Origin of the sequence: Luteolibacter algae (genome assembly GCF_042683045.1) — a bacterium.
GTDB classification, from domain to species: Bacteria; Verrucomicrobiota; Verrucomicrobiia; order Verrucomicrobiales; family Akkermansiaceae; genus Luteolibacter; species Luteolibacter algae.
Window position 1 is genome coordinate 1 of sequence record NZ_JBHUIT010000009.1, and the last position, 13,523, is coordinate 13,523.

Here is a 13,523-nt window from a genome sequence, read left to right on the forward strand (position 1 = left end):
TAACGTATCGGGAATCCCAGACCCGCGACTGATGGGCGCACTTGTTCCGCAAATCGTTGATCGTCTGGCTCCAGGAAACCATCTCTCCGACGGACAAATGGAACGCGTCTGACAATCAGACGAGAAAACGCCGATCAGAAATGCTGCGGTGTCGCGCAGCCGACATCAGGAAAATGCCCGGGCCGATTTGGAGGATTACCCCGTGGAGAGTTCGTCTTTCTCCGATGAGCACCTTGCAGATGTGAAATATTCCATCACACATGTCCCCAAGGGTGAACCCTTGGGAATTGGAAGACGGGACAAGGACGGGACGGGGCTACCTCCTGTCCTTGTCCCGTCCATCGTCCGGAATCGGGTCGATACTTCGTCGGCGATAGCTTGAGTCGGGATGAAATCGGAACAGAGACGGGATGCGGGTTCTGAATGAACCCAAGGCTATTGGTGTAGTCCGTGCGCCTCAAAAACCGCCCTTATCCCTTTTTGCTCGTCATCGGTAAGAGGGATGTCGCGCTGGAGCTTTGCAGCCAGGGTCTGGACGCTGATTTTTGCCTCAGGGGCGATGGCGGACAGGTTCAGGATGGGGTTGGTAAGAGCGATAACCGCAAGCGATGCGCCAGGAACCTGGATCTTTTTGCCGTCCCTTGCGGTCGCATCAAGCTACAGCTCGGCGGCGATGGTGACTTCCCCGGTGGCTGCAGTGGGGCTGTCAGAAAATCAGCTTTTTAGGGAATACATGGCCGCATCGACCAGATTCGGAACCGTTCTTCAGGCCTTGCCTCTCTCGCATCGAGAGAATTTTCACGGGCTTCATTCAAGAGGGAGGAAATCCCCGGTTTCCGAAGGATAGCGGGAACAGTAGCGTTTCGGTTGGACTAATGTCCTATAAAATTTATTTTTTAGGACATATGAACTCAAGTGAGGATTTTCAGGACACGAGTAATCCGGTATGGAAAGACCCCGATTTCCCCCATTTTTACCGGAACGAATCCGCGATCCGTCCGCTCGAAGCCACCTTTGGGAAGCACGTGTCGGCTCTTCGTAAAACCAAGACCGGCCAGCCGGACCGCAGAGACCTGTTGGTCTCGGAAATTTTCAGCAATTCCGAAATCGAGGGTGTCGTTCTCGACGAGAAAGGGATCACCGAATCCCTGTTGGGAAATATCGACGGTGGCACGATGAAAAAAGAACAGGCTGCGGTCGATCTTATGAAGCTGGGAATGGAGCGGGCCGATGACCCGCTAAGCCATGAGATAATCAAAGAGCTGCACGCGGCGATTTTCAAAAACAAACAGGGCGGAAAATACATGGGCGGTCTTCTGATCGTGAGCGGAGGGCGGATCGACCGGCGCGTCATCGTGGATCGTGGTATCCCGCCCGAGAGGGTCGAAAGCGCGATGGGCGAATTCATCGACTGGTATAACGGCCGCGACAAAACCACGCCCTTGTATAACGCGGTGCGGGGTCATCTCCATTTCGAGAGCATCCATCCGTTCCACGATGGCAACGGGCGGGTCGGAAGGACGCTCATGAACATGGGGCTGATGTCCGATTTGGAGCTTGCTTTCCCGCTCTCGCTGTCGCGGGCGATCCGGAAACACAAGGACACTTACTATGGACAGTTTGGGACGGGGATTCTCGATCTGACCGGAACGGTGAAGAATTTCGAACCCATTCTCATCGACGCGGTGAAGGAGACCCAACGGATGATGAGCGTCACAGGGTTGAGAAAAGCCGCGTATGCGAAAGGGATGAACCAGCGGCAGGAACAGGTTTTCGAACGCCTTTGCCACTACGAGCTGACGACAGGCTTCGAGGGCAAGTTCACGAATGAGAAATACCGGAAGATGGCCAAGATTTCCGAGGAGAAAACGGCCATGAGGGATCTCAGGGATCTGGTGAAAAAGGGGATTTTCACCAAACACGGACGACTGAAAGGAACCAGCTACCGGCTGGCGCTGGGTACCGGGAATTGATGGATTTGCCACAGCGTCTCCGGCTGATTGACAACCTAACTTCCCCATGTCTCTATCGGGTCATGGCCGTGGAAACCGTCACCTTCGAGGAACTGGATCGCGAACATCGGGAGGAACGAATCCGCGATGCGGAACGGTTGCGCCGTGGCGAAATCACCCCGGAAGCCCTCCAGGAGGAAAACTCACTGTTTTCGATGGAGGCCAAAATCACCTGTGATCTGGTGAGATACCTCAAAAAAGCATATCCTCTCCGATGAAAGAACAGAATGAAAACCCCATATCGGGAGTGACTTCGATGATCTCCTTGAGGACGAAGGTATCCGCGCGGAAGTGGAGACCCTGGCTCTCTCAAAGATCGGTATCGCTCCGATTTCCGGAGATTCTTGAGAGCGAGTGAGTGAGCCGAAAGAGATTCACTCGTGAGCCACTTCCTGAAACGGCTCACCTTGTTTCCGGTGGCTGATTTGGATGGATACCTTTTGCCCAAGGTCGGACAAGAACCCCAGAAGCTTGTCCGTAGAGAATCGGCTGAAATGGCCGTTGAGCAAGTGCGAAGCCTCCGCAGGTTTCAGGCGGAGCATTTCGGCGATGTCCTTTTGGCTCATATCCTTGGATTTGAGCAAACTCACGACATGCGCTCCGATCAGGCCGCGAGCTTCCAGCTCCTTCGCATCGGCAAGACCCATATCAGCGAAAATGTTTCCGCCACTCTCAATGGATTCGTGTTTGGGTTCATTGTTCATATTTCTCTTTCGATAACGTCCGAGTCTCCCGGATCGCCAAAACGAGCTTTCAGCTTTTTACGGTAGGCATCGCCGGAGAGCTTTCCCTCGGCCATGGCCTCCAGATCGGTGAGAGTTTCCGTGTCCGGAAACAGTCCTTCAAGAGCCGTGTTGGCGAGAGACTGCCGAAGACCATCGCGGGTGATTTCGGTTTCCATCGGAGGATCTTCCATACCTACACCATAGTTTTTTCGACCGTTAGAACAAGGATTGGAGAGCAAAGAATCAGGAGAAGTTTTTCACAGGGTTACCGGCGAGAATGGGCCGGTCAGCAGCTCTTCGGAGCCAAGGGGTTCATGTGAGAAACCTTTCCTTCGATCCAGCCGTCCCAGGGGGCGGGACGATTCGCCGCCGATTAGAGTTTCGAAGATCGGTCAGGATCTGAAACCAACATTCGCCGATACGCGATCATACAGACCAGGAGAAGACAACCGATGCCCACAACCGCCGGGAAAAGAACGGTGGTGAACGAGTGATGTTCCAATGCGAGAATCACAAGCGAATTACGGACTGCGGACAGGATGAAGAAGACGATGCTTTCTTCATACGGGAATTCGTAGGCTTTTCGAAATGTCGGCCCGAAACCAACGGTGTCCGCGAACGTGAGTATGATCACGGCCCACAATGGATCTGAAGTGACGAACCAGAATGGCAGAGCCGATAACGCAACGAAGAAAAAGACCCAATCCAGTTTGGTCACTACGAACTCGGGTCTTTTGACGAATGCGATGATCGCAATGTAAGCGGAGATGATACCCGAAACCCCGATGGGCCAGGCACCGATTCCGCCGCGACCCGCAAGCTGCGCAAAAAACACGATGAAGGTGCCGAAACCCCAGATGACCCAAGAGAAAACATGCGGTTTCGTAGTTCCACGATGTATCGAACGAATGTATGGAGCGAACATCGCGAACGTAAGGAAAATAGCTGATGCGCTGAGAACCGCTTTGGACATGGGTGTAAATGAAGTATTGGATGCCTTTCCGCCTCCGAGGATTCGCGAGATCTAGCATGGGGTTTTCGGATAAAGAATACAAGCCGACCCAGGCTCTGCGGATGCCACCAGTCAGCAGTCCCCAGGTCGGATGCGGAAGAGCAGCCCCGGTGATGATCCAGAACATGACTTCGTCAAAAAGGCATCGCGGACGGGCATTTCGTTCACCGCTCGGTTAAAATCGAGTCACCAGGGAAAGGCGGCATTTTCCCACATCATCGGGATTGACCAAGCCAGGGGCGGGGAAGGGAAGTGGCCGGGTTTCCGCTTCATTCATTTTCCCTCTCACGGTCGGGGTCGATCCGGTCAGGCGGCTACCCTCGCGCCAGCGGAGCATGGCACTCACGCAGCTTTCGCATTCCCTCCGCGCCCCGGGAGCCTCCCGGATGGGACACATTCAGGCCGGAGTGCTCACCCTCTCTGTCTTCGGCGAAGAGAGGGAATGAGTCCTCCTCTGAAACCTGAATATAAAAATGAATGAATCGAAATTCCCATTAGGCCAAGTGGTCAGCACCCCCGCCGCGCTTGAAGCGCTGGATCCCGAAGACATGCGCAACTGCCTGGAGCGGCACGCTGCGGCCGACTGGGGCGACACATGCGCCGAAGACCGCGAGGAAAACGAAACGTCCCTGCGCTGCGGACTGCGGATCTTTTCGGTCTATCGCGACCGGAACGGAGTCAAGTTCTGGATCATCACCGAGGCCGACAGGTCGAGCACCTGCATCCTCCTGCCCGAGGACTACTGACCGGCGGCGACCGGCAACCCTTCGGGGTTGCCGGTTTCCTGCGTAAGCAGGGGAGGGATCACCGGGTGCGGTTGACACCGATCCCTAGGGAAAGACCTCCCACCCATCCCGTTTCACGGCTCCCACGGCTCTTTGCCAGACCTCCGCGCCCGTTATAAAACAGGAAAACGTCAGCCAGAATACCCACCACCACCCCCCTATGAACCCCACCCAAGTCATTCCCAATTTGCCATCCCTTCAACCCGGGAAAATGGAACGCCAAGCCACAGATGACACGAAGCTCGGAAACAACCCCGCGCCCACACCAACTGAATCGTGCCAATCAGCGAGTTGCGCCCCTTATGCGCGGGGGAGTTTCTGGCAGGATTCTACCAATCACCGGGCGGGGGCCACTGGCCATCGCCCCACCGAAAACCTGCTGGATTGAATATTCCGAAGATTAATGGTTTCTTCAATGAGTATCCTCCATTGGCAAATGACGGGACTCTTACACAGCCTCAATGGCTCTTTTGAAGATTCGTTAATATATTTATATGGGGTTGCGAATGGATACTATGATACGAAAAATCTTGTCATGAGTCATGAGTCATGAAATCTTCCAAAAAAGTCTCTCTGTGTTAGACATAAATCACCATTATGAAAAAAAATCTCTCTTCCGGTGCGGCAACTGCCTTTTCAATAGCAGCCATTATGATCATACCTGATCTAAATGCTGCCATTACGCTGAACGGAGATCACACGGTATCACCTTCCGGTGGTGAAGCAGGAAATCTCACTATATCTGGAGACCTGAGCATAGTGAAAGGGATAGACCTCGGCATTGCGGTTGATAGCTCAGTGGCTGGGGTGCTACAAAACTATTTCGGCGTAGGGAGTAAAATTTTTGCCACTGATATTTCTGATGCGGCAGGTTCTTTCGGATGGAGAGATGGAGCTTCTAGCGCTGTTCGTTATAAAATGAAACTTGGTGCATCGAACAGTCTATCATTGTTTCATCCGACTACATTTGAAACAGCAATATTATTGGATCCTAGTGCGGGAAGACTCGACTTTAATGGGGCTTTCAGTGGAATATATGCGAATGGGCAATCGATTTTGACTTTAGGCAACGGCTCAGTCGGCTTTGGTAATGCTCCCCTAAGGTTAGCGAGTAATGTAAGCTCTAGCTCTTCCGGGTCGGGAGCATTTACGGTTTCGGGTGGAATTGGAGTTGGGATGGATTCGTATTTCAACGGAATACGCATAGGTCGAGGCAGTGGCTCAGATGCGTCGAATACAATTATCGGGAATAATAGTTTTAGCAGTAATAGTACTGGGAAGCACAATACAGGTATCGGTATTGGGACGCTTCGCGATAACGTCAGTGGTTCTGGAAACACGGCTACCGGCGCCTACACTTTACAACAAACAAATACAGGTTCCTTTAATACCGGGTATGGACAGAGCGTACTGCAACACAACACCGCTGGCGCAAAAAATACCGGCATAGGCTGGAAATCACTCATTTCCAACATAACTGGAAATGAAAACGTTGCGCTGGGGGTGAGTTCTCTTAGCTTGAATCAGGAAGGAAATTCAAACACGGCGGTTGGCGCAGGCAGTTTGGAGTATCTCAAGGGGGACGGTAACCTAGCTATAGGGCAAAATGCAGGACGCTATCAGGCCGATGGTATTAAAGGTTTCTGGCGTGGCAGTAATATGGTGTTTATAGGTAGTGGAACTCGGTCAAAGATGAACTGGGAGTCCAATGCCATTGTTATTGGAACGGGAGCTATTAGTGATGGGTCGAACACTACTGTTATAGGAAACGACCAAACGATAAGCACTCGCCTCCGAGGTGAATCAACAACAGATTCACTCAAAGTGATAGGCGAAACTGTTCTTTCAGGTGGTGCGGTAATCTCCGGGCAAGTAACACTTGCTCAGCCTCAAGGAGACATTTCGATGGGTATTTACGAGTAAAGGTAGGTATGAACAACTAATGTTGTTCCGTATTTTTATAGCCCTTATAATTTAAATCTGTGACGCTTCATCATAACAAACTCATCCCTATTTTACTTTTGGCATTAGTGGTTGCTGCCCTAGCAGCTCCACCTCTTTGGTGGAATAATGGCAATTCCCCGATTATTGATTCGGCAGCCGCCGAAAATAACCAAGGTCCAGCTAATATTGGGCAAGCAAAATATATGGTCAAATCGGCTCTTGATGCTCTTCGCCCGATTCGTCCTGATGTTGCCACCGAGATCGAAGCCGACCTCATCTCTATCCTCGATTTGACAGTTCCTCATACTAAAACTTCTGCATGGGTTGAAAAACAGAAAGCACCACTTCTTATTGGTCAGTTGAAAGCCATTGCAGCTCCTTTCTATATTCGCTTGAATGATGCTGACCCAGACTGGCTAGAGGCTGAGCGAACTGTCAACGCTACCAATCATCCTGGCTCAATTTTCCCTTGGACTGTAGAAACGACCGACGATCAGAATAAAGCCATTGCAAATATAGGTCAGCTTAAAGCCGTATTTTCGCTGAGGTTTGAGAATACTGTAATACTTAACCATAATTTAGATAAAGATGATGATGGCGATGGACTGCCAGATGAATGGGAGCAGGTAATTCTCGACTATATAGGAAACTCTTCTCTAACTATCGAGGATATAGATCCGGGAGATGATCCGGACGGTGACGGTTTCAGTAATATTCAAGAATATTACTTCCAATCCGCTCCTGACGATCCAAGCAAACGTCCCATAGGTAAAGTCTCAGCAAATCAATCCCACAGTGTGGCTCTGACTGCCGATGGCCGGGTCTGGTCTTGGGGATACAACGGTTCCGGACAGCTCGGGGATGGAACGACCACCAATCGTTCCTTGCCGGTTCCGGTTTCGGGAGTTCCCGAAATGTCCAGTATTGTGGAAATCGGATCGGGGGAGAATTTCACGCTCGCGCTGGACGACCAAGGCACATTGTGGGGATGGGGTGCCAACAATTACGGTCAGATCTCCAAGGATTCGAGCCGTTTCCTGAAACCGGTAAGAGTCGAATTGCCCGGCCCGGTAAGTCGTTTCGCTTGCGGAAACACCCATGCTCTTGCACTGGGGAGAGATGGCAAACTCTGGGCATGGGGAACCAACTCTTACGGTGAGCTGGGGCAGAATCATGATGACCCGGTAACCGGATTTGTAGAGATCGTCAAACCAGCGGGGATGCAGAATGTCAGAACCCTTGCCGCAGGCGAACACAGTTCCTACGCGGTGGATGTGGCAGGGAAAATGTGGGCGTGGGGATACAACTCTTACGGCGAGCTGGGAGACGGATCGAAAACCCATCGGTTCGCTCCCGTCCCGATGGATATTTCCAACGGGGTTCCCGCAATCAAAAGTATCGATTCGGGCGGAAACCACGCGCTTGCCTCCGGAATCGACGGTTCGATCTGGAGCTGGGGGCTGGGCAACTACGGCCAGCTTGGACGCGGGAGCACCTCTTCCAGCAACAAGCCGGTCAACGTAACCACCGGACTGACCGATGCGAGTGCCATCGCAGCCGGTGAAAGCCACAGCCTGGCGGTGTCACCGTCCGGAGTGGTGTGGGCCTGGGGTAGAAGCAACCGGGGACAGCTTGGCAACAACTCGACGGCGACCAGCAATATACCCGTGCAGACCGCAACTGTGACGGATTGGTCGGACATCCTGCACATCGCGACCAGAAGGGATCACAACATCGCCATGAAAAGCGACGGAAGCGTCTGGAGCTGGGGATATAACTATTACGGGCAACTCGGCTTGGGTGACACCACACAGCGTAACGAACCGGTGCGGTTGACTTACCTGAAGCTGACGTATGACGATTCGGATTCCGACGGCCTGCCGGATACCTGGGAGCGGTATTATTTCGGTGGAAGCCTTGCCCAGTCAGGGACTGACATCGCTGTTGCGGGTGGGGTTTCAAACACAGCGGCATACGCCTACCACCTTAATCCCAACTTGACGGACAACGACAACGACGGAATTAGCGATGGGGTCGAGATTGCGGCAGGCCTTGATCCGTTGGACTGGTCGGATGCCACCGGGGATCTGGATGGAGACCGCATCCCCAATCTTTGGGAACAGGCTATGGCCACTGACATGTCGGATCCCTTGTCGAAACCGGCGATCAACGCGACAGTGATTCCAGGGCAGAGCATCCAGGCAGCTATCAATGCAGTTTCAGGAAACTCAGGTAACCCTACCTGGGCGATCATTGAGGTTCAGGCCGGGATCTACAATGAAAACATCAATCTTCCAACCAATAAACGTATCTTGTTGGTTTCATCCGGAAACGGCGGGATTCCTGAAATTCGTGGGTCTTCCACTTCAGCAACCATCACCCTATACGGAGAAAGTGTGATTGACGGATTCAGAATCACCCATTCCAAGAACGTTACCGGCGTTGGAGTCTATTTAGCTCCTTACGTGGGGCGCGAATTGGCGAGGATCGCCAACTGTTTTATCCACGCTAACAGCGGAAACAATGGAGGAGGCGTTCGTGCAGACGATGGAAGAACGACGATCGCCCATTGTAGTGTCTTTGATAACACTGCATCAGATCAAGGCAATGGCATTTTCGTTAATAACGGCTCTCAGGTTTTGCTGATAAATTCGATTTTCTGGAACCCCGATGGTGAAGCTCCCGAGGAGGTCAGCTCAAGTGGACTTACCAAATCCCGTAACACAATCGTCCGCGATGCATCGTCAGCGGGCACGTTGGTCTATAATCCTCTTTTAAGTGCCCGCGGGCGGCTTGTCCGGAACTCACCAGCAAGAGGCCAAGGAAGTTTGATTGCTTCGGTAACCCGTGACATTGATGGGGAGTCCCGCTTGCCGCTGCCGGATATTGGTGCGGACCAATTCATCGACATCGACGGCGATGGCCTTCCGGACTGGCTCGAGGCTCTGGGTGTCACATCCCCGGCTGCAGACGATGACAGCGACGGTTTGTCCAACCTGGCTGAATACGAAACCACAGGCACCGACCCGCTTGCGGCAGATACCGACGGCGACGGACTTGAAGATGGCGCCGAAGTAGCCGCAGGAACCAATCCTTTTGATCAGGACACCGACACCGATGGAATGCCGGATGGCTGGGAGGTTGATTATGCACTCAACCCGCTTACTGACAGTGACGCTCTTTCGGATCTGGACGGCGACCGAGTTCCCAACCTATGGGAATACAAACGCGGTACAATCCCTAATAACCTACCGGCAAATCCATCGCGCCCTGCTGCTGATTGGGTCGTAAATCCGGCCTTGGCAGGGACAGGGAACAACGTGGCCACGATTCAGCAGGCAATCAATAATACTCCGACTTCCCCATCAAACCCCGCTTTCTACTCTGTGATCGAAGTCCGTCGCGGCATTTACCAGGAAAATGTCACCATTTTATCAAACCGGAAAATAGTTCTTCTTGGGCAGCCGGGTTACCCTGCCACAGAAATTCGTAGCCCCGCCAACAGCATTCACTCATTGCAAGTTCAGGCCGAATCCTTCATTGATGGCTTTCGGATCAACCGTATGAAAGACACGGATGATATTCCTTACAACGGTGGCTCGGGAGTTTATGTTTCCCTTTCGGAAGGGACAAAGCAGGTTTCACTGTCCAATCTTCTCATACACGGCCATCGCACCGGATCTGGTGCGGGGATTTATCATCACCGCGGACGCCTGCGCCTTGTTCACAGCACGATTTACGATACCGGTGCCCAATACGATGGGAATGCGATTTATGTCAGCGGATCTACCGCGCCGCTTGCTGTTCATAACTGTGTAATTCGAAGCAACGGAGGACTGGCGAGCGAGCAGATCTACAAGACCGCTTCGGCGACGGTTACCACCTCAGGTTGCATTATTCATGGGGGTGAATTCGGAGGTAGTGCCGCAGATCCGCTTCTCACTCGGAAAGGCTTGTTGCGCCTAGGCTCTCCCGCAATCAATTACGGACAGCCATCTGAGATCTTACGCGACATCCATGGTGAAGGCCGAAACGGGAATCCCGATGCAGGAGTGGATGAATACATTGACAGCGACAGTGACGGTCTGCCTGACTGGCTTGAAGCCTTGGGTGTTACATCTCCGGCCGCGGATAATGATAACGACGGATTGTCCAACCTGACTGAATACGAAACTACAGGCACCGACCCGCTTACGACAGATACAGATGGTGATGGTCTCAATGATGGTGATGAGGTTGTAGCCAACACAACCCCCCTGGATCCGGACTCGGACGACGATGGCATGCCGGATGGCTGGGAGGTAGACTATGCGCTCAACCCACTCGATGATCAAGACGCGCTCCAAGATTGGGACGGAGACAGGATACCTAACCTTTACGAGTTCGCGAATGGAACCTTCCCAAATCTGAACACCTCTTTCCCTCCTGCGCACATCACGGTCGATCCGTCCACTGTGACGCAAACCGCCGTTCTCAAGAAAACCATCCAGGCAGCAATCAACGAGACGTTGAATGCCAACCGTCACACGGTGATTCGGGTCAAACCGGGTAACTATCCGGAATCGGTTACGATCAATGGAAAACATATTCTCCTTCTCGGTGACTTAGGGGCGAACCTCCCCGTCATCGCTCCGCTTTCCAGTAATGCAGTAACGATTTACGAGAATTCGGCTGTAGTGGACGGGTTTGAGATTCGACCCGGTTTATCAACTGCAACGATTTCTGGACTCTATATAAATACCGATTTGAAGAGGGATCAGGCAAAACTGGTTAACTGCATCATCACTGGATTTAACTTATCTTCCGACAGTGTTGTGTTTCTTAGTCAAGGTAAACTCGCCTTGGATCACTGCACTATAGTCGATAACACTGCAACTTCCGGTGGTCTGGTTTACACTAGAGACGACCTTGTAATCCGTAATTCCATCGTCTGGAATCCGGGGGCTGGAGCAGCCCAACAGATTGAAATCTCTTCCAGTGGAAGTGCTGTGGCTACGACAAGTATCATTTTCGGAGGTGAACTCGGAGCGATAAGCCTTGAACCACTTGTTGACCGGTATTACGGCCTCATGGCAGGTAGCCCGGCAATTGGCTCGGGAACATCGCTTTCGGTGATGCCATCTTCAGATCGGCACGGCGAAGTGCGTCCGGCTCCTGCTCCTGACATCGGCTCAGATCAGAGGACCGACTCGGATAGCGACACCCTACCGGATTGGTGGGAGCTAAAATATTTCGGGAATCTTTCGCAAATCGCGGAGGGTGACGACGATACCCCGAACCCAGACCAATTAACCAATACCTACGAGTATCTACTGGGATTTGATCCAACGGATCCCGATTCGCTCTCCACAGGACGCGGTGACATGGCCGAGGCTCTAATTATGTCATATGATCCCTGGTATCCGGCGGAGTGGAATCTGGATCCGGATAATGACGGACTTACAACCGGCCTCGAAATCGTAAACGGCTCCGATCCCATGAACTCAAACAGCACTGGAACCGGGTTCCTCGACGGGCTGGTTTACTACCTTGGATATGCTTTCGACGAAACTGATTGGGATGGAGACGGTCTTAGCAACCAAGATGAAATTCTCGGAGGCACGAATCCATTCGCGTCAGACACCGATGGAGACGGGGTGGATGATGGGCAGGATGATTTCCCGCTTGATCCTACAAGAACGGTTTCACCGGGAGGATCAGGAGGTGATTTAACAGCACCGGTGATTACGCTCTTCGAACCGATCGGAGCAACCTTGATTCCTTAGCTCTTCCTTTACCAAATTTCCCAATCCAAATGAAACTCTCCCATCTCAGGAAACTCCCCGTTATTCTAGTCCTCGCGTTATACCAAGTCGGCGCACTGCCATCGTTGGTGGCAGCGGAGGTGGCGGCGGAACTTCCCCCGGTGGTTCGCACGCCCGGTAAGGGTGATGTGAACCGTAGTCCCGCTCTTTCGGAGGCGCCCCGGTCGCTGGCGGCAGGGATACCCGCCAAACCGACACGCGGGCAGCTGGAGAAGATCAAAAGTGACGGCCTTGTCCTTGCCAACCTGTCCGGCAACTCCAAGCACAAAGGAAAAGAGGAAGAGGATTTGTCCTCCGCCCTCAAGGCCTATGGGAACCGAAAGAACCCCGGCGATGCGTCCTCGCTGAAGGCTTACATCGCACGTTACCCGGACGGTTCGTGGACTCCCGGGTTGCAAGTCACCTGGGGGGTGCATGCATATCACGAGGGACGATTTTCGGAAGCGCTGGACTCCTTTGAACAAGCATGGGAGGTGATGAAATCTTCAAAAAATCCGAAAGTCCGCGAGGCATCGGTGACGGCGGCCGCCGAGCTGGCCTCGCTTTATGCGCGGCTCGGCCGCCTTGAGGATTTGCAGACGGTGCTCAAAGAGGTAGAGGGCCGCCCGGTTGCCGGAGCGGACACCGAAAAGATCCGCATGGCAGCCCAAGGACTGGAATCCATGCTTAAAACACCGGAGCATTCCTTCAAGTGCGGGCCTTACGCGCTGGGCAACATACGTGAATCGCTGGGCCTGGCACCCGCGTCCCATCCGCTCATCGACAAGAAAGAATCCACGGTCAAAGGGGTTTCCCTCGCGGAGCTGGAGGAGCTTGCGGGAGGGATGGAAATGGACTGGGTCGCAGCCAAACGCGAGGGTGGGGCGAAGCTTCCGGTTCCAGCATTAGTCCACTGGAAGGTTGGCCATTATGCTGCGGTCGTCAAGGTGGCGGAAGACGGACGTCTGCTGGTTCGCGATCCGACGTTTTTGAACGACTTCCTCATCACCCCGGAAGTGTTCGACCAGGAGTCGAGCGGCATGTTCCTGATCCCGCGCTCCGCGCTGGGGAATGGCTGGAGCCAGTTGGATGCGGAAACGGCGGGTGCCACCTACGGGAAGGGGGCGCCTACTTCCACGGACAAAGACGACGACTGCGACCGGGGCACGTGCCCGGATCCCGGGATGGCGGCCTACAGTTTTGATTTTTTCAAAGCAGGTTTGATCATCCAGGATGTGCCGATCGGGTATTCGACCCCGTAT

Annotated in this window: 12 protein-coding genes; 8 read left to right on the forward strand and 4 right to left on the reverse strand. The window is 53.2% G+C overall.

Annotated elements, in window-relative coordinates:
- A partial coding sequence (locus ACFSSA_RS07830) for an Abi family protein (RefSeq protein WP_386819887.1) occupies positions 1 to 115 on the reverse strand: 115 nt, incomplete at its 3' end.
- A 33-nt stretch (positions 116 to 148) separates the two neighbouring features.
- Between ACFSSA_RS07830 and ACFSSA_RS07835 the strand changes: the two genes are divergently transcribed.
- The 4 genes from ACFSSA_RS07835 (at position 149) to ACFSSA_RS07850 (ending at position 2,230) form a co-directional block, all read left to right on the forward strand.
- Positions 149 to 382, forward strand: a complete 234-nt coding sequence (locus ACFSSA_RS07835) for a hypothetical protein (RefSeq protein WP_386819876.1) — start codon at positions 149 to 151, stop codon at positions 380 to 382.
- Between the two features lie 68 nt (positions 383 to 450).
- Positions 451 to 726 carry a hypothetical protein gene (locus ACFSSA_RS07840; protein WP_386819877.1) on the forward strand — a complete coding sequence of 92 codons (276 nt, stop codon included), beginning with the start codon at positions 451 to 453 and terminating at the stop codon, positions 724 to 726.
- A 179-nt stretch (positions 727 to 905) separates the two neighbouring features.
- Positions 906 to 1,973 carry a Fic family protein gene (locus ACFSSA_RS07845; RefSeq protein ID WP_386819878.1) on the forward strand — a complete coding sequence of 356 codons (1,068 nt, stop codon included), beginning with the start codon at positions 906 to 908 and terminating at the stop codon, positions 1,971 to 1,973.
- Between the two features lie 5 nt (positions 1,974 to 1,978).
- Positions 1,979 to 2,230 (forward strand): hypothetical protein, encoded by a 252-nt coding sequence (locus ACFSSA_RS07850; protein ID WP_386819879.1) that lies wholly within the window; start codon positions 1,979 to 1,981, stop codon positions 2,228 to 2,230.
- 156 nt (positions 2,231 to 2,386) lie between these two features.
- Here the strand turns inward: ACFSSA_RS07850 and ACFSSA_RS07855 are convergent, their stop codons facing one another.
- The 3 genes from ACFSSA_RS07855 to ACFSSA_RS07865 form a co-directional block, all read right to left on the reverse strand.
- Positions 2,387 to 2,716 carry a helix-turn-helix domain-containing protein gene (locus tag ACFSSA_RS07855; RefSeq protein ID WP_386819880.1) on the reverse strand — a complete coding sequence of 110 codons (330 nt, stop codon included), beginning with the start codon at positions 2,714 to 2,716 and terminating at the stop codon, positions 2,387 to 2,389.
- A complete protein-coding gene (locus tag ACFSSA_RS07860; protein WP_386819881.1) occupies positions 2,713 to 2,913 on the reverse strand; it encodes an antitoxin VbhA family protein in 201 nt (66 codons plus the stop codon). The genes ACFSSA_RS07855 and ACFSSA_RS07860 overlap by 4 nt, the downstream gene beginning before the upstream one ends.
- 197 nt (positions 2,914 to 3,110) lie before the next feature.
- A complete protein-coding gene (locus tag ACFSSA_RS07865; protein WP_386819882.1) occupies positions 3,111 to 3,710 on the reverse strand; it encodes a hypothetical protein in 600 nt (199 codons plus the stop codon).
- Between the two features lie 512 nt (positions 3,711 to 4,222).
- Here ACFSSA_RS07865 and ACFSSA_RS07870 point away from each other — a divergent pair.
- The 4 genes from ACFSSA_RS07870 to ACFSSA_RS07885 all read left to right on the forward strand — a co-directional run.
- Positions 4,223 to 4,495: a hypothetical protein gene (locus ACFSSA_RS07870; protein WP_386819883.1), complete on the forward strand. Its 273-nt coding sequence runs from the start codon at positions 4,223 to 4,225 to the stop codon at positions 4,493 to 4,495.
- Positions 4,496 to 5,131: 636 nt separating this feature from the next.
- Positions 5,132 to 6,457, forward strand: coding sequence for a hypothetical protein (locus tag ACFSSA_RS07875; RefSeq protein WP_386819884.1), 1,326 nt, complete (start codon positions 5,132 to 5,134; stop codon positions 6,455 to 6,457).
- 224 nt (positions 6,458 to 6,681) lie between these two features.
- On the forward strand, positions 6,682 to 12,243 hold the full coding sequence (locus ACFSSA_RS07880; RefSeq protein WP_386819885.1) for an RCC1 domain-containing protein: 5,562 nt from the start codon (positions 6,682 to 6,684) through the stop codon (positions 12,241 to 12,243).
- A gap of 29 nt (positions 12,244 to 12,272) precedes the next feature.
- Positions 12,273 to 13,523: cysteine peptidase family C39 domain-containing protein (locus ACFSSA_RS07885; protein ID WP_386819886.1), on the forward strand; the 1,251-nt coding region annotated here is incomplete at its 3' end.

Excerpts from the sequence above, each read along its gene's own strand:
- ACFSSA_RS07855 (WP_386819880.1), bottom strand. The coding sequence starts at position 2,716 with ATGAACAATGAACCCAAACACGAATCCATTGAGAGTGGCGGAAACATT.
- ACFSSA_RS07870 (WP_386819883.1), top strand. The coding sequence starts at position 4,223 with ATGAATGAATCGAAATTCCCATTAGGCCAAGTGGTCAGCACCCCCGCC.
- ACFSSA_RS07865 (WP_386819882.1), bottom strand. The coding sequence starts at position 3,710 with ATGTCCAAAGCGGTTCTCAGCGCATCAGCTATTTTCCTTACGTTCGCG.
- ACFSSA_RS07875 (WP_386819884.1), top strand. The coding sequence starts at position 5,132 with ATGAAAAAAAATCTCTCTTCCGGTGCGGCAACTGCCTTTTCAATAGCA.
- ACFSSA_RS07880 (WP_386819885.1), top strand. The coding sequence starts at position 6,682 with ATGGTCAAATCGGCTCTTGATGCTCTTCGCCCGATTCGTCCTGATGTT.
- ACFSSA_RS07845 (WP_386819878.1), top strand. The coding sequence starts at position 906 with ATGAACTCAAGTGAGGATTTTCAGGACACGAGTAATCCGGTATGGAAA.
- ACFSSA_RS07860 (WP_386819881.1), bottom strand. The coding sequence starts at position 2,913 with ATGGAAACCGAAATCACCCGCGATGGTCTTCGGCAGTCTCTCGCCAAC.